Source organism: uncultured Pseudokineococcus sp. (genome assembly GCF_947499845.1).
GTDB lineage: Bacteria > Actinomycetota > Actinomycetes > Actinomycetales > Quadrisphaeraceae > Pseudokineococcus.
The window spans coordinates 81,123-104,290 of the sequence record NZ_CANMPM010000003.1 but is presented as its reverse complement, the minus strand read 5'-3'; the positions used below and the strand labels follow the sequence as shown (position 1 = coordinate 104,290).

Below are 23,168 nucleotides of genomic sequence, written 5' to 3'. Positions count from 1 at the left end.
CTCTTCCACGACGAGGGGCTGCCACCCCGGCCGTCTCAGGCCTGGGCGGCGTCCAGCGAGCGCGACGGGCGCTGCACGTGCCCGAAGCGGTGCCGCGTGCGGCTCACGGCCTGCTCGCGGACGACGGTGAGCAGCTCGCGCCGTCCCGCGGCGAGCGCGGGACCCGGGACGAGGCTCGTGCCCGCCTCGGCGGCCGCCGTGGCAACGGCGTCCTCGAGCCCGCCGAGGACGCGCAGGCGCTCCCCCGCCCGGCCCTCGCGCAGACGGGCGCCGAGCGCGGCGGCGTCCTCGACGACGACCCGCACCCGCGGGGCCGGGTCCGCCCCGGCGGCCGCGACGGCCCGCAGGTCCTCCCGGCCGGCCGGGACGCTGAGCTCGAGCGGCGTCCCGGCGCGGGCCGCGGCGAGGCGCACGCGGGCGACGTCGCGCGGCGTCGTCCCGGGCCCGCACCGCACGCGCAGCGACGGCAGCGGCCGGTAGCGGAAGGTGTTCTCCTCGACCTCGAGACCCGTCTCGTCGTGCTCGACACCGACCTCGGCGGCCCAGGCGCCCTCGTCGGAGGCGGCGGCGGCGCGGAGCCACGCCGCGTCGTCGTCGCCCACGTGGGACGTCGTGGCGGCCAGCACCGCGGCGACGGACGGGACGACGTCGCCGCCCGTGGTCGCCGGGAGCGGCTCGGCGTCGGCCCAGGTGCCCAGCTGGGCGACGTAGTTCGGCCCGCCGGCCTTGGCGCCCGGGCCGACGGTCGAGCCGTCCCAGCCGCCGAAGGACTGCCGCTGGACGATCGCCCCGGTGATGTGGCGGTTCACGTAGGCGTTGCCCACGGGCGCCAGCTCGAGCCAGGCGTCGACCTCGGCGTCGTCGAGCGTGTGGATGCCGCCGGTGAGGCCGTAGCCGGTCTCGGCGGCCACCTGCGCGGCCTCCTCGAGGTCGCGCACCGCCATGACGCCGAGGACGGGGCCGAAGCACTCCGTCGTCGCGAACCACGAGCCGCGCCGCACGCCCTCGCGGACGCCCGGCGACCACAGGCGGCCCGAGCCGTCGAGCGGGCGGGGCTCGACGAGCCAGCGCTCGCCGGGCTCGAGCGTGGTCAGGCCGCGCAGCAGCTTGCCGCTCGGCGGCTCGATGACGGGGCCCATGACGGTGGACAGGTCCGTGCCCCACCCGACGGGCAGCGAGCGGACGGCGTCCGCCAGCTGGCGGCGGAAGCGGTCGGAGCGCGCCACGCTCCCGACGGCCAGCACGAGGCTCGCGGCGGAGCACTTCTGGCCGGCGTGGCCGAAGGCGGAGCGGACGACGTCCGCGACCGCGAGGTCGACGTCCGCCGACGGCGTGACGACGAGGGCGTTCTTACCGCTCGTCTCGGCGAGCAGCCGCAGGTCGGGCCGCCATGACCGGAAGAGCCGCGCCGTGTCGGACGCGCCCGTGAGGACGACGGCGTCGACGGCCGGGTGGGTGACGAGGCGCCGCCCGGCGTCGGCCTCGTCGGTGCGCAGCAGCTGCAGGAGGCCCTCGGGCGCCCCCGCCTCGGCGAGCGCCCGCTGGATCGGCTCGAGGCCGACCTCGGAGCACCGCACCACCTGCGGCGCGGGCTTGATGACGACGCCCGCCCCGGCCGCGAGGCCCGCGAGCACGCCGCCCATGGGGATGGCGACGGGGAAGTTCCACGGCGGCGTGACGACGACGACCCGCGCGGGGGCGAAGGCGGCTCCCTCGACGCGCTCGAGCTCGACGGCGCTGCGCGCGTAGTAGCGGGCGAAGTCGGCGGCCTCGGAGACCTCGGGGTCGGCCTCGGCCACCGTCTTGCCGGCCTCGTGCGCCATGACGGCGACGAGGTCGCCGCGGCGGGAGGCCAGCAGGTCGCCGGCGCGGCGCAGGACGGCGGCGCGCTCGGCGGCCGGGACGCGCGCCCAGGCCTCGCCGGCGGCGCGCGCCCGCTCGACGGCGGCGTCGACCGCGGCGACGTCGGTGACGACGGCCGCGCGGACGGGGCCGGGGTCGCGGGCGAGCACCCGCTCGGCCCAGACGCGGTTGGCGGGGAGCGACGGGTCGGTGTCGGGCTCGCCGGTGAAGGCGAGCGCCTCGTCGGGGGTGCTGCCGGTCGTGCGCTCGCCCGGGCCCTGCTCGCCCTCGGAGGCCTCCTCGGCGAGCCGGTCCTGCGTGCGCCGCGGCGCGGCGGGCACCTCGAAGCGGCGGCGCACCGAGTCGCGGAAGCGCTGCTCCTGGTCGGCCAGGGGCGCCCCGCCCGCGGAGTCGGGCGCGAAGAGCGCGTAGAGGTAGTTCTGCGGCGCGGCGTTCTCCTCGAGGCGGCGCACGAGGTAGGAGACGGCGACGTCGAAGTCCTCGGGGTGCACGACGGGCGTGTAGAGCACGAGCCGCCCCGCGTCGGCCCGCACGGCGCGCGCCTGCGCGGGCGCCATCCCCTGGAGCATCTCGACGTCGAGACCGTCCTCGGCCCCGCGGGCCCGCGCCACCTCCACGGCCAGCGCCACGTCGGGCAGGTTGTGGCTGGCGACGCCGATGCGCACCCAGCGCGTGCGCTCGGGCGTGAGGGCGACGTCGAGGAGGCGCACGTAGTTGGCGTCGACGTCCTCCTTCGAGGTGTACGGCGCCTGCGGCCAGTCGTGCACCTCGGCGTCGACGTGCTCCATCGCGAGGTTGGCGCCCTTGACGAGGCGGACCTTGACCGGCGCGCCACCGGCCTCGACGCGGGCGCGGGCGAAGGCCGTGATGCGCTCGAGCGCCGGGAGGGCGTCGGGCAGGTAGGCCTGCAGGACGATGCCCGCCTCGAGGTCCTCGAGCCCGGGCGTGGACACGAGCTGCTCGAAGACGTCGACGGTGAGGTGGAGGTCCTTGTACTCCTCCATGTCGAGGTTGAGGAAGACGTGCGGCGAGCGCGAGCGCGCCGTCCGGTACAGCGGCAGCAGGCGCTCGACGAGCCGGTCGCGGCTGCCCTCGACGTCCCACGGCACGAGCTGCGCCGCGACCGACGACGCCTTGACCGAGACGTAGTCGACGTCCTCGCGCTCGACGATCCGGCGGACGGCGTCGAGGCGGCGGTCGGCCTCCTCGTGGCCCAGCACGGCCTCGCCGAGGAGGTTGAGGTTGAGCTGGACGCCGTCCCGCCGGGCCTTCGCCAGGTGGCGGCCGAGCGGCCGGTCGCCGGCGTCGGCGACGAGGTGGCCGACGAGCTGGCGCAGGCGCAGGCGGGCGGCGGGCATGGCGACCCTCGGCAGGAGCGGCGCGAGGCGCGCGCCGGCGGCCATGAGCACCTTGTCCGGCACCGAGAGGAAGTCCGGCAGCGCGTCCCCGACCATCTCGCCGAGCGCCCGGGCGGCGACGGCGTCGTCCTCCGGGCGCGCGACGCGGTCGACGAAGAACATCGTCATGTCGACGCCGGCGGGGTCGTGGACGAGGGAGGCGAGGCGCTCGGTCGCCTTCTTCTCGTCGGCGGCCTGCGGGCCCTTCGTCGCCTCGACCCAGCGCTGCGCGCGCTCCAGCGCCGCGGGCACGCAGCGCTCGACGACGTCGTCGGCGGGGGCGGCGGGGGCGGACGCGACCCGGGCGTCCCACGCGTCGCGCTGCTGCCCGAGGCCCTTGCGGGCCGCGCCGGACGGGGGGGCGGGCGTCGTCGCCGCGCCGGGGGCGGGGTCGGTGAGCGTCATGCCCCGAGGGTGCGCCTGCCCGGGGGCACCTGTCTTGTACGGTCCCGACTCCCATGACGAGCGGCGCGGACCACGGCCCCGACGAGGGTGACCTCGGCGCCGTCGACGACGTCGCCGCCCCGCTCCCCGCCGGCGGCCGCCTCCCCGGCGGGTGGCCCGCGGAGGCCCTCGCGCCCGCGCTGCTCGACCTGCTCGACGAGACCGCCGACGTCATGTTCTGCGCGAAGGACGCGGGCGGGCGGTACACGGCCGTCAACGACGCCTTCGTGAGGCGCACGGGCGAGCGCTCGCGCCGCGACGTCGTCGGCCGCACGGCGCGCGAGCTCTTCGTGCCCGACCTCGCCGAGCGCTACGAGGAGCAGGACGCCGGCGTGCTGCGCACGGGCGAGCCGCTGCGCCACGAGCTCGAGCTCATCCGCCGCGAGGGGGGCGCCCCGGGCTGGTACCTCACGACCAAGCTGCCGGTGCGCGGGACGGACGGCGCGGTGCTCGGGCTGGTGAGCCTCAGCCAGGACCTGCGCGAGGCCGACGACGCGGACCCGGCCCTCACGGGCCTCTCACGGGTCGTCGAGCTCGTCCAGTCCTCGGTGGCCGCCCCGCCGCGCACGAGCGACCTCGCCGCCGCGGCCGGCTGCTCGGTGCCCGTGCTCGAGCGGCGCGTCCGCCGCGTGTTCGGCCTGTCGCCCCGCCAGCTCGTGCTGCGGACGCGCATCGACCGCGCCGCCGACCTGCTGACGAGCACCGACACCCCGCTCGCCGACGTCGCCGCCGCCTGCGGCTTCTACGACCAGCCGTCCTTCACCCGGCAGTTCGCCCGCCTGGCCGGGGAGACGCCCGGGCAGTTCCGGCGGCGCGGGCGCTGAGCGTCGGGGAGGGCCGCGGGCTCAGGCCAGCGGGTCGTTGCCCCAGTTCATGAGCGAGTAGCGCCACTTCGAGTGCTCGACGTCGTCCTTCGGCTTCTGCGCCCGGTGCCGGTGCACGTAGCCGACGACCTTCCTCATGTGCGCGACGTCGTCCTCGGTGAGGTCGTCCTTCTTGGTCCGCTGGATCTCGACGATCCGCCGCCCGCTCTGGTGGCCGGTCGACTCGCCGTCCCCGCCTGTGTCGCCCACGGACTTCGACTCGTCGGTCTCCAGCCACTCTTCGAGCTGCTTCGGCGTCATGTTCACCGCGTCCTGCCAGTCGTCCCACACGTCGTCGAGGCCCTCGGCCCGCTGGTTCGCCATGGCCAGCACTCTGCGACAGGCCCCCGGTGGCGGCACCTCGGGGCCGGACGAGCGGTGGTCTCCGCCGCCGAGGAGGACGACGTCCGGTGCTGCGCGCGTCGTCGCAGGTCAGCGGCTCGGTCCCGAGGACGGGAGGGGCTTCGTCCTCCCCGGCGGTGCCCTACCCGCGCGGCGCGTACTTGATCACGCCGACTCCGAGGACGCAGATCGCGGCGCCGACGACGTCGGCCGTCGTCGGGCGGAAGCCGTCGAGGGCCACGCCCCACAGCAGGGACCCGACGACGAAGACCCCGCCGTAGGCCGCCAGCACTCGCCCGAAGGAGGCGTCGGGCTGCAGCGTGGCGACGAAGCCGTACACGCCGAGCGCCATGACGCCGAGCCCGGCCCACCACCACGGCCGGCCCTCGCGCACGGCCTGCCACACGAGCCACGCCCCGCCGATCTCGGCGAGCGCGGCGAGGGCGAAGAGCGGGACCGAGCGCAGGACCGTCATGCGCCGAGCCTCCCAGCGGACCTCCGCGGGTCGACATCGGCGAGCGTACGTGGGCGAAGCCCGGCGCGACGAGGTGGGCGCGCGCCATGATGACCGGGCGGGCGCCGGTCCGCGCCGCCGAGGGGAGTCGCCGTGGACGTCAGGCGGAGCGAGCCGGGCCGTGGGCGGGGCTTCGCGGTCCCCGTCGTCACCGGGCTGGCGCTGTGGCTGGTGACGACGTCGCTGCTGCCGGTCCTCGTCCCCTTCCTGCAGGAGCAGACGGGCCTCTACCCGCCGTACGTGCTCACCGCGCTCTGGTCGGCGGTCCAGGTGGCGCTCGTCGCCCTCGCCCTCGTCCTCGTGCTCCTCGGCGTCTTCCGCCTCCTGCGCGCGCTCGAGCTGCACCTCGCGGCGGGACGCCCGGGGGTGGAGGCGCGGGTCGGCGCTCCGCGGGCGGACCCGTCCACCGGCGTCCGGAGCGGCCGGGACTGAGGTCCGGCAGCGCCCTGGCCGTCCACCGGCAAAGCGCTGGGCTGTCGCGCCCGGTGTCCCTAGGGTCCCCTTGTGGACGCCGACGACCTCCCGCCCGAGCTCGAGGCCAACCGGCGCAACTGGGACGAGCGCGTCCCGATCCACCTCGTGGGCTACGGCGCGGACGCCTTCGCCGCCGACCCCGAGCGCCTGAGCGACGTGGCCCGCGAGGACCTCGCCCTCATGGCGCCCCACCTGCCGGGCGGCACCGTGGCGGGGCTCGACCTCGTGCACCTGCAGTGCCACATCGGCACCGACACGCTGTCCTTCGCCCGCCTCGGCGCGCGCGTGACGGGCGTCGACCTCTCCCCGGCGGCCGTCGCCGCGGCCCGAGACCTCGCACGGCGGGCCGGGCTCGCGGCCGACTTCCTCGAGGCCGAGGTCACCGCGGCGGCGGACGTGCTGGGCCGGACCTTCGACGTCGTCCACACGAGCATCGGCGCGCTGTGCTGGCTGCCCGACCTCGACGCGTGGGCGCGGACCGTCGCGGCGCTCCTGCGCCCGGGCGGGCTCTTCTTCGTCCGCGACACCCACCCCGTCCTCGCCGCCCTGGACGACGAGCGCGACGACGACCAGCTGGTCCTCACCCGCCGGTACTTCGCCGGGCCACCGCTGCGGTGGGACGACGACGTCAGCTACGTGAACCAGGACGTGCGCATCGCGAGCCGCGAGACGTGGGAGTGGCACCACCCGCTGTCGGAGGTCGTCGGCGCGCTGCTCGGCGCCGGCCTGCGCGTCACCTCGCTCGGCGAGCAGACGACGCTGCCGTGGAGGGCGCTGCCGCACATGGTCGAGGTCCCCACGGAGCACGGCACCGCCCACGCTCTGCCCGAGGGGCGCGAGCGCCTGCCGCTCACCTTCTCCCTCACCGCCGTCCGCGACGACTGAGCACCCCGGACCGGCGCCCGGGACCGCCGCCCGAGCCCGGCGAGGCGGGTCGGGAAGCAGCCGCACTGCTCAAGCGTTCATGCACCTCGCGCGCCGACGGTCGGCGCGGGGACGGAGCGCTGCCATGTCGATCGTCGTCACCGGGGCCACCGGCCAGCTGGGCCGCCACGTCGTCGAGGAGCTCCTGGAGCGCGGCGCCGCCGCCGACCAGGTGCTCGCGACGGGGCGCCGCACGGACCGGCTCGAGGACCTCGCCGCGCGCGGCGTCCGCACCGCGCAGGTCGACCACGACGACCCGACGACGCTCGACGGCGTGATCGGGAGCGGCGACGTCGTCCTCCTCGTCTCGGGCTCCTCCCCGGGCGCCCGGGTGGAGCAGCACCGCGCCGTGGTCGACGCGGCGGTGCGCGCGGGCGCCGCGCACGTCGTCTACACGTCGGCGACGCGGGCCGACGACACCCCGCTCGTGCTGGCGCCCGACCACGCCGCGACCGAGGAGCTGCTCCGAGCGGCCGACGTGCCGGTGACGGTGCTGCGGAACAACTGGTACACCGAGAACTACGGCGCGGACCTCGAGCGGGCCCGCGAGAGCGGCGTGCTCGCCGCGGGCGCCGGCGACGGCCGGGTCGCGAGCGCCTCCCGCCGCGACTACGCCGCCGCGACGGCCGCCGTCCTCCTCGACCCCGCCGCGCACGCCGGCCGCACGTACGAGCTCGGTGGCGACGTCGCCTGGACCTACGACGAGCTCGCGGCGGCGATGGGCGAGGTCCTCGGGCGCGAGGTCACCTACCAGCGCCTGTCGGCCGAGCAGCAGGGCGTCGCCCTGCGCAGCGCCGGGCTGGACGAGCAGACGGCGGGCTTCGTCGTCGCGCTCGACCAGAGCATCGCGGCGGGGGCGCTCGACGTCGTCACCGGCGACCTGGCGCGCCTCGCCGGGCGCCCCAGCACCCCGCTCGTCGAGGGCCTGCGCCCGCTGGCGGGCTGAGCCGCGTGCCCCTGGCGGTCAGGCGCGTGGAGGGCGCAGCGCGGCGGCCGCGCGGGCGAGCTGCGTGATCTGCTCCCAGTCCCGGGCGGCCACCAGGGCCGGCGGGGCCAGCCACGAGCCGCCGACGCAGGCGACGTTGGGCTGCGCCAGGTAGTCCACCGCCCCGGTGGCGGTGACGCCGCCCGTCGGGCAGAACGCGACGTCCGGGAAGGGGCCGGCGAGCGCCGCCAGGAGACGGACGCCTCCGACCTGCTCGGCGGGGAACAGCTTCATCTCCGACAGCCCCAGGTCCTGGACCGCCAGCACCTCCGTGGGTGTCGCCACCCCCGGGAGCACCGCGGCGCCGGTCTCCTGCATGGATCGCACGAGGGAGGCGTGCGAGCCCGGGCTGACCAGGAAGCGCGCTCCCGCGCGCACGGCCTCGCGGGCCTGCGCGCCCGTCCGGACCGTCCCCGCCCCCACGACGGCGCCCGGGACCTCGGCGGCGACGCGCTCGAGCGCCGCCAGCGCCGCGTCGGTGCGCAGCGTGACCTCGAGGACGGGAAGGCCGCCGGCGACGAGCGCTCGCGCCACCGGGACGGCGGTCGTGGCGTCGTCGAGGACGAGCACGGGGATGACGGGCGCGACGGCGAGGAGCTCCGCGGCTCCGGGACCGTCCGCGCCGGGGACGCTCATGACGGCGTGCCCGCGGCCAGGGCCCCGCGCACGCCGTGGGTCCGCAGCGCGTGGAACCAGTCGTCCGCCACCGAGACCCACGCCTGGTCCTCGGCCAGGGCGGGGTCGAGCACGGCCACCAGCCGAGCCACGACGTCCCGGCCAGCGCTGCGCTCGACCACCTCGCGCAGCCGGTCGGCCAGGGGGTCGTCGAGGGGGGCCGGTCGACCGTCCGGGCCGAGGGGGTCGGCCACGTGCAGGCACCAGGCGGCGACGGCCAGGGCCACCTGGTCCGCCGGCGCCCCCGCGGCCCGCCGGGCGCGCGCCGTGCTGAGCAGGCGGGGCCCCAGCTTCTGCGACCCGTCGGCCGCCACGCGCGACGTGGTGTCCGGCAGGGCGGAGTTCGCGAAGCGCTCGAGCACCTGCTCGCCGTACGCCGCCAGGTCGACGCCCTCCGGCGGGACGAGCGAGGGGAGCGCGTCGTCACGCAGCAGCGCTCGCGCCGCGCGCTCGATCGCTGGGTCGGTGACGGCCTCCGCGACGGTGGCGGCGCCCGCGCGCAGCCCCAGGTAGGCCAGCAGCGAGTGGGTGGCGTTGAGCACGCGGAGCTTGGCGCGCTCGAAGGGCGCGGCGTCGGCCGTCAGCCGGGCCCCGACGGCGTCCCACGCGGGGCGCTCCCCGGCGAAGCGGTCCTCCACCACCCACTGGAGGAAGGGCTCGGCCACCACGAGCCCCTCGTCGCGCAGACCGCTGAGGCCGGCCGCGGCGGCGCGGTCCTCCTCGCGGGTGCCCGGGACGATGCGGTCCACGACGCTCGAGGGGAAGGCCACGTCCCCGAGCGCCGCGGCGGCGTCGGCGCCCGCAGCATCGAGGAACTGCGTCACGAGCCCGCGCAGGAAGCTCCCGTTGCCGGGCAGGTTGTCGCAGCAGACGACCGTCTGCGGACCGGCACCCGCCCGGGCGCGCTCGACGAGGGCACGCCCCAGCTGGCCCACCGCCGTCCGCGGCGGGCGCCCGGCCAGGTCGGCGGCCACCTCGGCGTCGTCCGTCCTCAGCCGCCCCGTCGCCGGGTCGTGGCGGTAGCCCTTCTCGGTGACCGTCAGGGTGACGACGCGGGTCGCCGGGTCCGCGAGCGCGGCCACGACGTCCTCGGGCTGCTCCGGCGCCGCGAGGACGCGGCGGACGGCGCCCCCGACGCGCAGCTCGCGCGCGCCACGCCCGGACACGAGGACGCCGTAGAGGCCGTCCTGCGGCGCGAGCTGCTCCAGCACGGCGCGGCTCCTCTGGCTGACCCCCGTGATGCCCCAGGACAGGTCGCCCGACGCCGCCATCGCCCCGTCGGTCAGCAGCGCCTGGTGGGCCCGGTGGAAGGCGCCCAGCCCGAGGTGGACCTGGCCCGGGGTGACGTCGCGGGGGTCGAAGCCGGGCGCGGCGACGGGACGGCCGGCGAGGCGGGGCAGGCTGGCGAGGCTCAAGCGGTCCACGGGTCCTCCGTCGGGTCCAGGACGACCGGCGGTCGGCCCGCGGTCGCCAGGTGAGCGCGCACGTCGGCCGCCGACGCGACGAGGCCCGTCCCGCCGCGCCCGCCGAGCGCCAGCGAGGCCGCGGCGGTCCCGGTCCGGACGGCCTGGACGAGGTCGTCGCCCTGCGCCAGCCGGGCCGCCGTCGTCCCGGCCAGGACGTCCCCCGCACCGGTCTGGTCGACCAGCGCCGGGGCGGGCACCGCCGGCACCCACGTGTCGGGGCCGTCGCCGGACACCAGCACCCCTCGGCTGCCGCACGTGACCGCCGCGGCGGCGGCCCCCAGCGCCCGGACCGCCGCCGCCGCGGCGCGCGGGTCGTCGGCGTCGAGCAGGAGGCCCGTCTCGCCCGGCCAGGAGGGCGTCACGAGCGCCGCGCGCGGTGCCAGCTCGGCCAGCACGGCGCGCGCCGCGGCGGCGGAGGTGAGGCGGGGGCGGTGGTTGGGGTCGAAGACGAACCGTCGGGCGGACCTGGCGGCCCGTCGCACCGCCGCGAGCGCCGACGCCGAGACGGCCGCCGTGATGCCGCTCGCGAGCACGACGCCGGCGGCGGCGACCACGTCGTCGTCCAGGTCCTCGGCGTCGAGCGTCGAGCCCGCGCTCCCGGCGCGGGCGTAGGAGAACTGCCGCTCCCCCGCGGGGTCGCTGTGCTGGAGGTACACGCCGTGCTGGCCGGGGACCCGCCGCAGGAGGTCGGTCCCCACGCCGAGGGCCGCCACCCGGTCCACGAGCGCGTCGCCGAGCTCGTCGTCCGGCACGCGCGCCACCAGACCCGTGCGGGCTCCCGCGGCGGCCGCGGCGGCCGCGGCGTTGAGGGCGTCGCCGGAGAAGGACAGCACGGCCTCGACCCCGGCCGCGGCGGGCAGCGCCGTCGAGACCTCGACGAGCACCTCCCCGAGGACGACGACGTCGTGCGCGCTGCTCACCAGTCGTGCACCGACCCGTCGAGCAGGCGGTTCACGGGGAGGTACCGCGGCGCGTAGGGGTACCGGGCGGCGGCTTCCTCGTCGACGTCGACCCCGAGGCCGGGGGCGTCCCCGGGGTGCGCGACGCCGTCGGCGATCTCGTAGCCGGTGCGGAAGACCTCGCCGGCCGGGTCGCGGTGCCCCATGTGCTCCTGGATGCCGAAGTTGGGGATCGCGAGGTCGACGTGCAGCGCCGCCGCGAAGGAGACGGGGGACAGGTCGCTCGCCCCGTGCGACCCGCTGCGGACCCCGTACAGCTCGGCGAGGGAGAAGACACGGCGCAGGTGGGTGATGCCGCCCGTGTGGCTGACCGAGGTGCGGATGTAGTCGACGAGCCGCTCGGTGATGAGCTGCTGGCAGTCCCAGATCGAGTTGAACACCTCGCCGACCGCGAGCGGCGTGGTCGTGTGCTGGCGGATGGTGCGGAAGGCGCTCTGGTCCTCGGCGGGCGTCGGGTCCTCGAGCCAGAACATGCGGTAGGGCTCGAGGCTGGCGCCCAGCCGCCCGGCCTCGATGGGCGAGAGGCGGTGGTGGGCGTCGTGCAGCAGCGCGAACCCGTAGCCGAAGCGCTCGCGGACCGCGGCCATGAGCTGCGGCAGGAATTCGAGGTAGGCGGCCGTGTCCCAGCGGTCCTCCGCGGGCCGCTCGCCGGAGGCGGGCTCGTACACGCGCCCGTCGGCGGGCGGGACGCCGTAGCTGCCCGCCTCAGCGCCGGGTACGGCCGCCTGCACCCGGACGGCGCGGTAGCCGGCGTCGAGGTGGGCGGCCACGTCCTCGAGGGCCTCCTCGACGGTCGCGCCGCTGGCGTGGCCGTAGAGCGTGACCTCGTCGCGCGCGGCGCCTCCGAGCAGCCGGTGGACGGGTGCTCCCGCCAGCTTCCCGGCGACGTCCCACAGCGCGACGTCCACGGCGGCGATGGCCGTCATGGTCACCGGGCCCCGCCGCCAGTAGGCACCCTTGTAGAGGTAGGACCAGGTGTCGGTGATGCGCGTGGCGTCCCGGCCGACGAGCAGCGGGCACACGTGGTCGCGCAGGTAGGACGCCACGGCGAGCTCGCGACCGTTGAGCGTCGCGTCCCCCCACCCGACGACGCCGTCCTCCGTGGTGACCTTCAGCAGGACGAAGTTGCGCCCCGGGCTCGTGACGACGACCGAGGCGTCCGTGATCTTCAACGCGCTCCTCCTCGAGCGTGCACCGGTCGGCGTGACCGGCGCGCCGTGACGACTGCCATGCAAGTATGGCAGTCCGACTCGGTGTCCGGCGTCACCGCGTCAGGTCGCGCGCCGTCGCCTGCGCCCGCAGGGCCACCTCGATGGCTGTGAAGGCGTGCTCCTGCGTCATCGCCTCCTCCGTGCGGCGGAGGCAGTCGAGCACGAGCTGGCCGAAGTACGGGTAGCCCACCTCCCCGTGCAGCCGGAAGTGCGTCTCCTGGTCGCCGTTGGCGAGGAACAGGTGGGCGGGCCCGTCGTCGGTGCCGAGGTTCATGTACTTGCGCTGCTCGATGAAGCCGTCGGTGCCCAGGATGAAGGTGCGCCCGTCACCCCAGGTCTGCAGCCCGTCCGGGGTGAACCAGTCGCAGCGGAAGTACCCCGTGGCCCCGGTGCTGGTGACGAGGTTCGCGTCGCCGAAGTCGTCCAGCTCGGGGTGCTCAGGGTGGGCGTAGTTGGCGATCTGGCTGCTGACGACCTCGGCGTCGGTCGCACCCGTGTAGTGCAGGACCTGGTCGACGTTGTGGCTGCCGATGTCGGTGAGGATGCCCCCGTACTTTTCCTTCTCGAAGAACCACGCCGGCCGGCTCGGGGCGTTGAGCCGGTGCGGACCGAAGCCGACGACCTGCAGCACCCGGCCGATCGCCCCCTGCTCGATGAGCTGACCGGCGAAGACCGCCGTCTCCACGTGCACGCGCTCGGAGTAGTAGACGGCGTACTTGCGGCCGGTCCTCGCGACCGCGGCGCGCGCCGTGGCCAGCTGCTCGAGCGTGGTGAGCGGGGCCTTGTCGGTGAAGTAGTCCTTGCCCGCCTCCATCACCCGCACCCCCAGGGCGCACCGCTCGCTGGTGACCGCGGCCCCGGCGACGAGGTGCACCTCGGGGTCGTCGAGCACCTCCGCCTCGCTGCGCGCCACCCGCACGTCGGGGAAGCGGTCGCGGAAGCGCGCGACCTTCTCCGGGTCGCCGTCGTGCACCCACCTCAGCGTGGCGCCGGCCCCGAGGAGCCCCTCGCACATGCCGTAGATGTGCCCGTGGTCGAGGCCGACGGCCGCGACGACGAACTCCCCGGGCTCGACGACGGGGGCCGGCAGGGGGGCGGGCGCGTAGGTGCCGCCGTCCGACGTGCTCATCACTTCTCCTCGTGCTCGTGGTCGCGCGGGGTGGCGCCGTCGGCGCCACCGGGAACGCTGATCGCCCCGGCGAGCTCGGTGACGGAGGCGGACTTGGTGAAGAAGCGGGGTGCGCGCTCGACCAGCGTCCCCGGCAGGGCGTAGGGGTCGTCGGGGGCCAGCGGCAGATCGACGCCGCGACGCTCGATCCCTGCCTGGTAGATCGCCGTGATGAGCTCGATCGTGCGGCGGCCGTCGTGCCCGTCGACGACGGGCCGACGTCCCGTCTCGATCGCGGTCAGGAGGTCGTCGACCTGCCCCTCGTGCCCGGTGTGCGCCAGCGGCTCGTGCGAGTCCGCCAGCGCGCGCAGGCGCTCGACCAGGTCGGCGCCGCCCCCGGGGACGGGGAACCCGTTGGGCTGGGAGACGGAGGCCACCACGTCGCCGTCCAGACCGACGCTGGCCTCCCGGCCCTGGACGACGACCGCCTGGCGCTCGCCGTGGTCCACCACCGAGCTGGTCACGGTCGCCAGCGCACGCTCGTAGGCCAGGACCGCGACCGAGAGGTCCTCGACCTCGGCGTTCTCGTGCGCCACGTTGGCCAGCACGGCCGTCACCGACAGCGGCGCGCCCAGCAGCCACAGCAGGAGGTCGATGTGGTGCACCGCGTGGTTGAGGGTGCAGCCGCCACCTTCCTGCTCCCAGGTGCCGCGCCACGACAGGTCGTAGTAGGGCAGGCCGCGCCACCAGGCCGAGTCCACCTGGACCCGCGAGACGGGCCCGGTGAGCCCCGAGTCGACGGCGGCCTTCAGCCGGACGACGTCGTCGCGGAAGCGGTTCTGCGCCACCGACGAGAACATCGCCCGGCTCTGCTGCTCCGCACGCAGGATGGCGTCGCAGGCGGCCAGCGAGGGAGCCATCGGCTTCTCGCACAGCACGTGCACGCCAGCCGTGAGGAGGTCGACGCTGATCTGCTCGTGCGTGGCCGGCGGCGTGCAGATGCTGACGAGGTCCACCCCCTCACCGGCGAGGAGGTCCTCGTGCGTCGGGTAGATGCTCGCCTGCTCGAGGCCGAGCTCGCGGCGCAACGCCTCCGCCCGCTCCGGGACCATGTCGACGAGGGCCACGACGGAGCAGCGGTCCGGGAACTGCTGGTAGGCACGGATGTGGGACGGCGCGATGTTGCCCGTCCCGATGACGGCGACTCTGATCACTCGCTTCTCCCTCTCGGTGGGTCGTTGGGTCGGGCGCGGGGCCCTCTCGTGCGGGCGGGGTCTCGCGGGCTCCTCGTCGGGGCCGGTCGCCAGGGCAGCACCCGTCGCGGCTCGCCGCCCTCGGGCGTCGTCACCGACGGCTGAGGGCCTGGACGGGGTTGGCGAAACGCAGGCTGACGGCGAGCCCCACGACGGCGACGACCATGTAGTGCACCGTCATCGCGGCCGTCAGCCCCGCGGCGACCCCCCCGGGGTTCGACAGGGCGCCGAAGATGGTGACGACGAGCGTCTGGGTGTCGGCGGAGGAGACGAAGAACGTCAGCTCGAAGGAGCCGAGCACCCGCACGAGCGTGAGCACCCCGGCGGCCGCCACCCCGGGCAGGAGCAGGGGCACCAGGACGAGCGTGAAGAGCCGCCAGGTGCCGGCGCCGAAGACCCGGGCGGCGTCCTCGACGGCGGGGTTCACCTGCTCCACGTAGGGGACCGTGATGAGGATGACCAGCGGCAGGGCCGGCACCACGTTGACGAGGATGACGGCGGTGAGGCTGCCCCCCAGGCCGACCCGGTACATGAGGGCGGCCAGCTGGGTGGCGTAGGTGATCTGCGGCAGGATGATGGGCAGCAGGAGGACGAGCATCAGCGCGCTCTTGCCCGGGAAGTTCTTGCGCGCCAGCGCGTACCCCGCCGGCACCCCGGCCACGAGCGACAGGGCGACGACGGCGACACCGACCTCGAAGGTCACGACGAGGGCTCGGGCCACACCCGTGGTCGCCCACGCCCGCCGGTACCACTCCAGCGTGCCTCCGTCCGGCCACCAGCCCGAGCGCCAGGACCCGCCGAGGGACTCGACGAGCACCGACCCGAGGACGGCGACGACGAGCAGGACGAAGGCCGCCGCGGCGGCGTAGGTGATGAAGGCCGTGAGGGTCACGCCCCGCAGGCGCTGCAGGCGCCCGCCCCCGGGCGAACGGCGTCGTGCGCCGTCGCCGGCGGGCGTGGTCGTCCGTGGCGGTGCTCCGGTCGACGCGCTCATCCCTTGCCCCCCGAGCTCGTGCCGCGGAAGAGGCGGTCCCGCACCGCGAACAGGACGACGAGCAGCACCACCTCGAGCACCGTCATGACGACGGCGATCGCCGACGCGGCCGGGTAGTCCGAGCGCTGGGAGGCCGCCTGGTAGATCGGCAGCGTGAGGACGTGGGTCGCGTTGTCCGGCTCGCCGACCAGGATCGCCGAGGGGAAGATCGCGAAGGCCTCGACGAGCGCGAGGGTGAAGACGGTCACGATCCCCGGCAGCGCGAGCGGCAGCGTGATGCGCCAGAAGCGGGCGGCGCGGCCGGCGCCGAGCGTGGCCGCCGCGTGCTCCAGGGACGGGCTGATCCCGCCGAAGAAGCCCATCAGCAGCAAGAAGCTGAGCGGCAGCGTCGTCAGCACCCCGGCGATGAAGGTCCCCCAGTAGTTGTAGATGTACTGGTGCTCGCCCAGGCCGAGGGCGCCGGAGAGGAGGTTCACCCAGCCGTAGGTGGAGAAGACGCGCGTCATGCCCTGGGCCACGAGGACGCTGCCGAAGGTGATGGGCAGCATGAGCACGAGCACCACCGCGCCGCGGCCGGGGAAGTCGCGCCGCAGCTGGTACGCCAGCGGGGTCGCGAGGAGGACGGCGACCACCGCGACGGGGACGGCCAGGCGCAGGGTCTTGAGGATCGAGTCGCGCTGGTAGGCGCTGCCGAAGAATTCGGCGTAGTTCGCCAGCGGACCGCCCCCCTGGAGGGGCTGGAAGGAGATCGACACCCCGTACAGGAAGGGGTAGACGAACAGCGCGCCGATGACGACCACGGCCGGGAGGAGCAGCAGCAGGCCTCGGTCGACACCCCTCTCCGCCAGCCGGCGCCGCAGGGCCCCGGCGGGGGGCGCGTCACCCTCGTGGGGGGCCGTGGTCCGAGGCTCAGTGGTCGTCGCCACGGCCGACCTCCTCCCCGCCCGGCGCGCCCGCGCCGGCGCCCGGGAACACGAGGACCCTCTCCGGGTCGATCCTGAGGGTGAGCTGCTCCCCCGCGCCCACGTGCTGGTCCGTCCTGACGTGCAGGACGGAGCCCCCGGCGGTGCGCGCCTGCACGGCGAGCTCACGACCGTGGTACTCGACGACCTCCGCCACGGCGTCCAGCTCGTTGCCGCGGCCACCCCTCGAGCCCACGACGACGTCCTCGGGGCGGATGGCGACCGAGACCGGGTCCCCCGGTGCGCCGGGCGCCGAGGTCGCCGCACCACCGCGCAGGAGCCCGGTGAGCCGCGTCCCGTCGACCACCACCCCAGCCGTCCGACCGCGTGGAGACGCATGACCCGCGCCCGAGACCTGACCCGAGAAGAGGTTCCGGTAGCCCATGAAGCCGGCGACGTAGGCGCTCGCCGGGTTCGTGTAGACCTCCTCCGGGCGCCCCGTCTGCTCCAGCCGGCCGGCACGCAGGACGACCAGGCGGGTGGCGAGGGAGAGGGCCTCCTCCTGGTCGTGGGTGACGTAGAGGACGGACAGCCCGCGCTCCTGGTAGAGGCGCTTGATCTCCGTGCGCAGCTCCACGCGCAGCGCGGCGTCGAGGTTGGACAGCGGCTCGTCCATGAGGACGACCTCGGGCTCCACCGCCAGCGCGCGGGCGATGGCGACGCGCTGCTGCTGACCGCCGGACAGCTGCGAGGGGAGCTTCGAGGCGTAGTCGCCGAGCTGCACGAGCTCGAGCGCCTCCGCGGCCTTCCGGGCGCGTTCGGCCCGGCCGGCGCCCTGCATCCGCGGGCCGAACTCGACGTTCCGCTGGGCGCTCATGTGCGGGAAGAGGGCGTAGTTCTGGAAGACCATCCCGAAGCCGCGCCGCTCCGGCGGCAGCATGTCGATGCGCGTGCTGTCACGCCAGATCGCGCCGGTCGTGAGGGGCTGGAGGCCGGCCATGCACGCGAGGGCCGTCGACTTGCCGCAGCCGGACGGGCCGAGCAGCGCCACGAACTCGCCGTTCGACAGCTCGAGGTCGAGGTCGAGCAGCGCCGGCGAGCGCCCGTACCAGCGCGAGACCCCCTCCATCCGCAGGGAGGAGAAGGACGCCGACGTCGTCCCGGGCGGGATGGGCCCGCCGGCCCGGTCCTGCGGAGGCGCACCGACGCGCGACCCACCGCCCCGCACACCGGTCGTGGGCTCAGCCGCCGACATTGCTGCCGATCCTCTCCTGCCAGAGCTCGAACATCTCGGTCAGGTCCGCCGGCGCCAGGGGCGGCTCCACCGTCCCCTCGGAGAAGGCGGCGGGGTAGAAGTCGGGGCGCCCCCACTGCTGGTAGTCCGCCTGGGCCTGCTCGGAGGCCTGGTCCAGCGACGTGCTGGCGTTGGCCGTGTTGAGGGCGCCGCTGTCGTAGGCCTTGACCTGCTGCTCGGGTGTCAGCTGGTCGCTGATCATGGCGAGCGCCACGTACAGCGCCTCCGGGGAGACCCCCTTCGGCACCATCATGAAGTGGCCGTCCTCGATCCAGTGCTGGTCGGCGAAGAGGGTGACGGCCGTGTCCGGGCTCCAGCCGCCGTCCCGGCGGTTGTTGATGTCCATCGAGACGATGGTCGGCACGAGCTCGAGCTGGCCGGCGCCGAACTGCTGGTTCATGATCGTGGAGCTGGCCGGGTAGGAGCTGACGTGCTGGTTGAGCTCGTCGAGGTAGGCCCAGGTCTTGTCCCACCCGTCGACCGGGTCCGACGGGTCGGAGTCGCCGAGCAGGTACGGGAGGGTCTGCACGAACCCGCGGCCCGGCCCGGAGTTGTCCGGCTGGGCGTAGGCGAACTTCCCCGGATGGGCTTCCGCCCACTCCAGCAGCGCTTCCGGGGTGTCAGGGACGTCGGTGACCGTCTCGGGGTCCGACGCCAGCATGGGTCCGGAGTAGTCGAAGCGGTTGACGACGCCCTCGCCGTCCGAGAGCTCCTGGAGCAGCGCGCGGGGCTCGTCCTGGACGTCGTCGAGGTCGGGGAGGCTGTCGGCGTGGGCTGGGTAGAGCTCCAGGAGCGCGTCCTGGCTCTGCGCGGCACCGAGCACGTCGGGCCCGCCGATGACGATCGTCGTCGTCACCTCGCCCGCCGTCTGCTGCGCCCGGATCTTGCCCATCACGTCCGGCGCGGCGGCGGACTCGTAGGAGATGTCGGAGACGAGGTCGGGGTGCTCCTCGACGAAGCTGTCGAACATGGGCTGGCTGCCGACGAGGTTGCCGGCGCCGTCCAGGACGGTGACGGCGATGGGCTCGGAGGGCTTCTCGGGCGTCACGTCGGACGCCTCCTCCTGCTGTTGGGCGCCCGGAGCCCCGCAGGCGGCGAGGCCGAGGAGCATCGAGGAGGCGAGGGCGACGCCGCGGAGGGCGTGGGCTTGACGACTACCGGGCACGGGTACTCCTTCGTACGCGTAGTGGTGCTCTGTCGGGTGCCGCCGCTGTCTCCGACGACGGCGGGGTGAGCGTCGCGCGAGGTGGTCCAGGCGCCCACGTCGGTGCTCGGCGGGCCGGCGGCGAGGTGCGTCCCCGCGGCGGTCCCGATGACTGCGCCGACGTTAGTGATCGATCACTTTTCTGACAAGACCCCTCGGCGACGATCTCTCGCAGGCGTGCGGCACCCGTCCGGCTCGGTCCGGCCCCTCAGTCGTGGGGCGTGCGACCGGCGTCAGGCAGTCGCTCGGGCTGGGGCTCGAGGTGCAGCAGCGGACCCCGTGGTGGCGTGAGCGGGCGCCGGCGTCCCGGCGCGGGGCCCGTGGAGGACCGGAGGACGAGTCGCATCAGCGGGGAGTCGGGCGCGTCCTCGCCCCTCGTCGCCCTCCCGGGCGAGGTCGGGCGGGCGGCCGGCAGCGCGTCGACGAGCGAGGTCATCGCCTGCCGTCCCAGGGCCTCACGGTCGACGCTGACGGTCGTCAGCCCCGGGGCCGACCACGGCGCGAAGGACTCGTCGTCCCAGCCGACGACGCTCGCGTCGGCGGGGACTCCGAGCCCTCGCGCCTGCAGGCCCCGCAGGACGCCCAGGGCGGTGAAGTCGTTGGCGGCGAAGACGCCGGTGACCGGGGTGCCCGCGGGGAGCGCCAGGACCGCCTCGTAGCCGCACGTCACGGACCAGTCCCCCTCGCGCACCAGGGGGGCGGGCAGGCCGCGTCGCCGGGCTGCGGCCAGGAAGACGTCCCGGCGGTTGCGGGCCGACACCCACCCCGGCGGCCCCGAGACGTGGAGCAGGTGCCGGTGGCCGAGGTCGACCAGGTGGTCGAGGATGTCGGCGGCCGCCGCGGCGGTGCTCGTCGCGCCGAAGGAGCGCATCCGGTCGTCGAACTCCTCGGCCACGACCACCGGGGTGCCGTCGACGGCGGACCGTTCGACACCTTCGAGGGGGGCGAGGGAGAGCACCCCCTCCAGCCGGCTCGAGCGAAGGAGGTCCCGGAGGCGTCGGGATCGCTGCGCGCCGCCCCCCTCCAGGCTCACCACCTCGACCTCGTAGCCCTCGGCGTGGGCGACGGCGGCCGCGCCGCGCAGCATGGCCACCGGGGCGCCGTGGGTGAGGTCGGGGAGAAGGACCGCGAGCCGCCGGGACCTCCGGGTCCTCATCGAGCGGGCGATGGCGTCGGGGCGGTAGTCGAGCTCCCGGACCGCGCGCTCCACCACCTCGACCGTCGAGGGCTTCATGCCGCTGTCGCCCTTGAGGTATCGCGAGACCGTCTGGTGCGAGACGCCCGCCCGCGCGGCGACGGTGTGGATGGTCGCGCGACCGGCCTGGCGGTCCGGCGACGACCCGAGGGACCGCTGGCTCCCCTGGTGGCCCTCGACCGCCCGTCCGTGCTCCTCCGACGCCGTCAGGACCACCTCCGCACGGCTCCGACCCGCGAGGCCGGCCGAGGCGGGTGGCCGCGGCCGGAGCACGCCGACCCGGGACGTGCGCGCCGACCCCTCATCCGGCCTCCCCCGCCGCCCAGGGCTCGACGTCCGTGGTCACGGGGCGCCCGGACTCCGCGGCGGCGGTGATCGCGAGACCCAGGAGGTGGTCCTGGCACGCCTCGGCCAGCGGGTAGGGGGCGGGCCCGCCCTCCCGCGCCCAGGCACCCGTCGCCTCGAGCGCCGACGCCATGGCGATCTCCTCGTCCGACAGCCGCGCCCCGGGGAAGGGGTTGCGGTAGACCACCTCGCCGTCGAACGAGACGTGGTCGAGGTCGAGCACCTCGAAGTCCGCGTGGGCGCCCGTCTGCCGTCGCACGAGCCGGGACTCCACCACCGTCGCCGGCCCCAGCAGACGGACGACCCGCTCGTCCACCACCTCGCCGCGCTCGCCGCGCACCACGACGCGCGTCGAGCGCAGCGGATTGCGCGTCTGGGTCTCGGTGAAGTCGTACAGGCCCGCTCCGGTCCCGAAGTCGATCGTGGCGTGCGTCGTGGTCACCGGTCGCACCTGCACCTGGTCCGCCCAGCCGGCCCGGGAGAGGGGGTCGGCGAGGAGTGACTCGGTGCTCGTGGCGCGGACCTCCGTCGGTCCGCACCCGGCTCCGAGAGCTCCCCGCAGCAGCGAGACGGCGTGGTAGAGCTGGGTCATCGAGACCTGCGCGGAGGTCACCCTCCCGATGTGACCGGCTCGCAGGACCGCGCTACGGGCCGCGCTCATCGGCTGCAGCCCGTACTGCTCCGCCACCTGCACCAACCCGCTCCCCCCGACGCGCGACCACAGCTCCCGCAGGCCTGCGGCGTCGCGCGCGGGCGGCGTCTCGGACAGGACGGGCAGTCCCCGCTCGACGAGCTCCTCCACGACGACCGGGTTCGCCCCCCAGGGCAGAGCGGTGAGCACGACGTCGGGACGCTCGCCGGCGAGCTCTGCCGTGCTGGAGAGGACCGGGACGGACCACCGGGCAGCGACATCGTCCCGGCGCTGGGCGGAGCGGGACACCACGCCCACGACGGCGAAGCGCCCGGGCAACCGTCGAGCGAGGTCCACGAACAGCCCGGCCCGGAAGCCGCTGCCGACCACGCCGACGCGCACGGGGCTGGCGGTCTGCCGGGGGTCGTCGCCGACCGGAGCGCTCGGGGTGAGCACGGGGCCTCCTCGTCGTCGACGGCGTGCGGGCACCCTACGCGCGGCAGGTCCTGCGCTAGCGTCGACGGTCGAAGTGCCGCCGCGCCGACCGCCTGGTCGCCGGCTCCGGGGCGCGACGGCGCTGCTCGAGGAGCCGGGCTCCTGCCGCCGCGGGGCTCGGACCTCCGGCCCGGGCCGACCGGCTGCCTCCCCACCCTCGAGGAGAACTGCGTGACCACCCCGCTCCGCCTGCACCCGGACCGGCTCCTGCCGGCCGACCCGAGCACCCGGGAGGTGGCCCGCCGCCTGCACGCCGCCGTCGTCGACGCCCCGATCATCTCCCCGCACGGCCACGTCGACCCCGAGCTCGTCCTGCGCGACGAGGCGTTCCCCGACCCGGCGTCGACGTTCATCACCCCGGACCACTACGTGACGCGCCTCCTGCACGCGCAGGGCGTCGACCTCGCAGACCTCGGCGTGACCGACGCGGACGCGCCGGTCGGCGCGGCGCCGCCAGACCCGCGCCGCGTCTGGCGGCTGCTGTGCCACCACTGGCCAGCGCTGCGGGGCACGCCGTCGCGCTACTGGCTGGAGAGCGAGCTCGCCGAGCAGTTCGGCGTAACGACCCGCCCCTCGGAAGAGACGGCCGATGCGATCTACGACCAGGTCGCGGCGAGCCTGGCCGAGCCGGCCTACCGGCCCCGAGCCCTCTTCGAGCGCTTCCGCATCGACGTGCTGGCCACGACCGACGACCCGGTCTCCGACCTCTCGGCCCACCGCGCCCTGGCCCAGGACCCGACCTTCCCCGCCCGCGTGCTGCCCACCTTCCGCGCCGACCGGTACCTCGACCCCGGCCAGGAGGGGTGGGCCGCCCACGTCGCGGCGCTGGGCGCGGCCGCCGGGGTCGACACCGCCTCCTGGGACGGGATGCTCGAGGCCCTGCGGCGCCGGCGAGCCTTCTTCGCCGAGCACGGCGCCACCGCCACCGACCAGGGCCCCGTGGACACCGGCTCGGAGCCGCTCTCCCGGGCCGAGGGCCGGCGCCTGCACGCCGCCGCGCTCACGCAGGGGGTGAGCGCGGCCGAGGCCGCCGCCTACCGCCGGGCGATGCTCTTCGAGAGCGCCGCCATGGCGGCCGAGGACGGCCTCGTCATGCAGCTGCACCCCGGCGTCCTCCGAGGCCACCACACGCCCACGCTCCGCCGGTTCGGCCCGGACACGGGTCACGACCTGCCGCTGCCGACGGACTTCGTGCGAGGGCTCCGACCGCTGCTCGAGCGCTTCGGGACGTCGCGCACCTTCCGGATGGTGCTCTTCACCGTCGACGAGACGACGTTCTCCCGCGACATCGCTCCGCTCGCGGGCTTCTACCCCTCCGTCTACGTGGGTGCGCCGTGGTGGTTCCTCGACACCCCGGACGCCGTCCTGCGCTTCCGCGCCGCTGTCACGGACACGGCCGGCTTCTACCGGACCGCCGGTTTCGTCGACGACACCCGCGCGTTCTTCTCGATCCCCGCCCGCCACGACATGGCGCGACGGTTGGACGCGGCCTTCCTCGCCCGCCTCGTCGTCGAGCACCGGCTCGACGAGGACGAGGCCCGCGAGACCCTCCACGACCTCGTGGAGCGCCAGCCGCGCGAGGCGTTCCGGCTCTGACACGCCGGGCCGCCCTGAGGCATCGCCGGATCCT

At 75.6% G+C, this 23,168-nt stretch carries 20 protein-coding genes; 5 read left to right on the top strand and 15 right to left on the bottom strand.

Annotation, left to right across the window (positions count from 1 at the left end):
- Positions 1-35: 35 nt before the first annotated feature.
- Positions 36-3,665 (bottom strand): bifunctional proline dehydrogenase/L-glutamate gamma-semialdehyde dehydrogenase, encoded by a 3,630-nt coding sequence (locus tag Q0789_RS04055; protein WP_298802377.1) that lies wholly within the window; start codon positions 3,663-3,665, stop codon positions 36-38.
- A 53-nt stretch (positions 3,666-3,718) separates the two neighbouring features.
- Between Q0789_RS04055 and Q0789_RS04050 the strand changes: the two genes are divergently transcribed.
- Positions 3,719-4,528: an AraC family transcriptional regulator gene (locus Q0789_RS04050; protein ID WP_298802376.1), complete on the top strand. Its 810-nt coding sequence runs from the start codon at positions 3,719-3,721 to the stop codon at positions 4,526-4,528.
- A gap of 21 nt (positions 4,529-4,549) precedes the next feature.
- Here Q0789_RS04050 and Q0789_RS04045 read toward each other — a convergent pair whose 3' ends face one another.
- The gene (locus Q0789_RS04045; RefSeq protein ID WP_298802375.1) at positions 4,550-4,891 is read right to left on the bottom strand and encodes a DUF3140 domain-containing protein; all 342 of its coding nucleotides are present in this window, start codon (positions 4,889-4,891) and stop codon (positions 4,550-4,552) included.
- 160 nt (positions 4,892-5,051) lie between these two features.
- Complete coding sequence (locus tag Q0789_RS04040) at positions 5,052-5,384, bottom strand: YnfA family protein (protein ID WP_298802374.1); 333 nt, start codon at positions 5,382-5,384, stop codon at positions 5,052-5,054.
- 132 nt (positions 5,385-5,516) lie between these two features.
- Between Q0789_RS04040 and Q0789_RS04035 the strand changes: the two genes are divergently transcribed.
- The 3 genes from Q0789_RS04035 to Q0789_RS04025 all read left to right on the top strand — a co-directional run bounded on the left by Q0789_RS04035 (position 5,517) and on the right by Q0789_RS04025 (position 7,767).
- Complete coding sequence (locus Q0789_RS04035) at positions 5,517-5,855, top strand: hypothetical protein (RefSeq protein WP_298802372.1); 339 nt, start codon at positions 5,517-5,519, stop codon at positions 5,853-5,855.
- Positions 5,856-5,927: 72 nt separating this feature from the next.
- Positions 5,928-6,782 carry a bifunctional 2-polyprenyl-6-hydroxyphenol methylase/3-demethylubiquinol 3-O-methyltransferase UbiG gene (locus Q0789_RS04030; protein ID WP_298802370.1) on the top strand — a complete coding sequence of 285 codons (855 nt, stop codon included), beginning with the start codon at positions 5,928-5,930 and terminating at the stop codon, positions 6,780-6,782.
- A 124-nt stretch (positions 6,783-6,906) separates the two neighbouring features.
- Positions 6,907-7,767: an SDR family oxidoreductase gene (locus tag Q0789_RS04025; protein WP_298802369.1), complete on the top strand. Its 861-nt coding sequence runs from the start codon at positions 6,907-6,909 to the stop codon at positions 7,765-7,767.
- A gap of 18 nt (positions 7,768-7,785) precedes the next feature.
- Here Q0789_RS04025 and eda read toward each other — a convergent pair whose 3' ends face one another.
- The 12 genes from eda to Q0789_RS03965 form a co-directional block, all read right to left on the bottom strand.
- The gene (gene eda, locus Q0789_RS04020; protein WP_298802368.1) at positions 7,786-8,442 is read right to left on the bottom strand and encodes a bifunctional 4-hydroxy-2-oxoglutarate aldolase/2-dehydro-3-deoxy-phosphogluconate aldolase; all 657 of its coding nucleotides are present in this window, start codon (positions 8,440-8,442) and stop codon (positions 7,786-7,788) included.
- Positions 8,439-9,896, bottom strand: a complete 1,458-nt coding sequence (locus Q0789_RS04015) for a mannitol dehydrogenase family protein (protein WP_298802367.1) — start codon at positions 9,894-9,896, stop codon at positions 8,439-8,441. Before Q0789_RS04015 ends, eda begins: the two co-directional genes overlap by 4 nt.
- Positions 9,893-10,867 (bottom strand): PfkB family carbohydrate kinase, encoded by a 975-nt coding sequence (locus Q0789_RS04010; RefSeq protein ID WP_298802366.1) that lies wholly within the window; start codon positions 10,865-10,867, stop codon positions 9,893-9,895. The genes Q0789_RS04015 and Q0789_RS04010 overlap by 4 nt, the downstream gene beginning before the upstream one ends.
- Complete coding sequence (gene manD, locus Q0789_RS04005) at positions 10,864-12,078, bottom strand: D-mannonate dehydratase ManD (protein ID WP_298802364.1); 1,215 nt, start codon at positions 12,076-12,078, stop codon at positions 10,864-10,866. The genes Q0789_RS04010 and manD overlap by 4 nt, the downstream gene beginning before the upstream one ends.
- 91 nt (positions 12,079-12,169) lie before the next feature.
- Positions 12,170-13,246, bottom strand: coding sequence for a Gfo/Idh/MocA family oxidoreductase (locus Q0789_RS04000; RefSeq protein WP_298802362.1), 1,077 nt, complete (start codon positions 13,244-13,246; stop codon positions 12,170-12,172).
- Positions 13,246-14,439 (bottom strand): Gfo/Idh/MocA family oxidoreductase, encoded by a 1,194-nt coding sequence (locus tag Q0789_RS03995; protein WP_298802360.1) that lies wholly within the window; start codon positions 14,437-14,439, stop codon positions 13,246-13,248. The genes Q0789_RS04000 and Q0789_RS03995 overlap by 1 nt, the downstream gene beginning before the upstream one ends.
- Positions 14,440-14,569: 130 nt before the next feature.
- Entirely contained in the window at positions 14,570-15,370 is an 801-nt protein-coding gene (locus tag Q0789_RS03990) for an ABC transporter permease (protein WP_298802358.1), read from the bottom strand.
- A 98-nt stretch (positions 15,371-15,468) separates the two neighbouring features.
- Positions 15,469-16,398 carry an ABC transporter permease gene (locus Q0789_RS03985; RefSeq protein ID WP_298802355.1) on the bottom strand — a complete coding sequence of 310 codons (930 nt, stop codon included), beginning with the start codon at positions 16,396-16,398 and terminating at the stop codon, positions 15,469-15,471.
- Positions 16,382-17,503 carry an ABC transporter ATP-binding protein gene (locus tag Q0789_RS03980; RefSeq protein ID WP_366917635.1) on the bottom strand — a complete coding sequence of 374 codons (1,122 nt, stop codon included), beginning with the start codon at positions 17,501-17,503 and terminating at the stop codon, positions 16,382-16,384. The genes Q0789_RS03985 and Q0789_RS03980 overlap by 17 nt, the downstream gene beginning before the upstream one ends.
- A 112-nt stretch (positions 17,504-17,615) precedes the next feature.
- Complete coding sequence (locus Q0789_RS03975; RefSeq protein WP_298802351.1) at positions 17,616-18,833, bottom strand: extracellular solute-binding protein; 1,218 nt, start codon at positions 18,831-18,833, stop codon at positions 17,616-17,618.
- A 247-nt stretch (positions 18,834-19,080) separates the two neighbouring features.
- Entirely contained in the window at positions 19,081-20,283 is a 1,203-nt protein-coding gene (locus Q0789_RS03970) for a LacI family DNA-binding transcriptional regulator (protein ID WP_298802349.1), read from the bottom strand.
- A gap of 85 nt (positions 20,284-20,368) precedes the next feature.
- Positions 20,369-21,499, bottom strand: a complete 1,131-nt coding sequence (locus tag Q0789_RS03965; protein ID WP_298802347.1) for a Gfo/Idh/MocA family oxidoreductase — start codon at positions 21,497-21,499, stop codon at positions 20,369-20,371.
- A gap of 210 nt (positions 21,500-21,709) precedes the next feature.
- Here Q0789_RS03965 and uxaC point away from each other — a divergent pair, with 210 nt between their 5' ends.
- Positions 21,710-23,134: a glucuronate isomerase gene (gene uxaC, locus Q0789_RS03960; protein ID WP_298802345.1), complete on the top strand. Its 1,425-nt coding sequence runs from the start codon at positions 21,710-21,712 to the stop codon at positions 23,132-23,134.
- Positions 23,135-23,168: the final 34 nt, after the last annotated feature.

Excerpts from the sequence above, each read along its gene's own strand:
- Q0789_RS04055 (WP_298802377.1), bottom strand. The coding sequence starts at position 3,665 with ATGACGCTCACCGACCCCGCCCCCGGCGCGGCGACGACGCCCGCCCCC.
- Q0789_RS04050 (WP_298802376.1), top strand. The coding sequence starts at position 3,719 with ATGACGAGCGGCGCGGACCACGGCCCCGACGAGGGTGACCTCGGCGCC.
- Q0789_RS04045 (WP_298802375.1), bottom strand. The coding sequence starts at position 4,891 with ATGGCGAACCAGCGGGCCGAGGGCCTCGACGACGTGTGGGACGACTGG.
- Q0789_RS04040 (WP_298802374.1), bottom strand. The coding sequence starts at position 5,384 with ATGACGGTCCTGCGCTCGGTCCCGCTCTTCGCCCTCGCCGCGCTCGCC.
- Q0789_RS04025 (WP_298802369.1), top strand. The coding sequence starts at position 6,907 with ATGTCGATCGTCGTCACCGGGGCCACCGGCCAGCTGGGCCGCCACGTC.
- eda (WP_298802368.1), bottom strand. The coding sequence starts at position 8,442 with ATGAGCGTCCCCGGCGCGGACGGTCCCGGAGCCGCGGAGCTCCTCGCC.
- Q0789_RS04000 (WP_298802362.1), bottom strand. The coding sequence starts at position 13,246 with ATGAGCACGTCGGACGGCGGCACCTACGCGCCCGCCCCCCTGCCGGCC.
- Q0789_RS03980 (WP_366917635.1), bottom strand. The coding sequence starts at position 17,503 with ATGGAGGGGGTCTCGCGCTGGTACGGGCGCTCGCCGGCGCTGCTCGAC.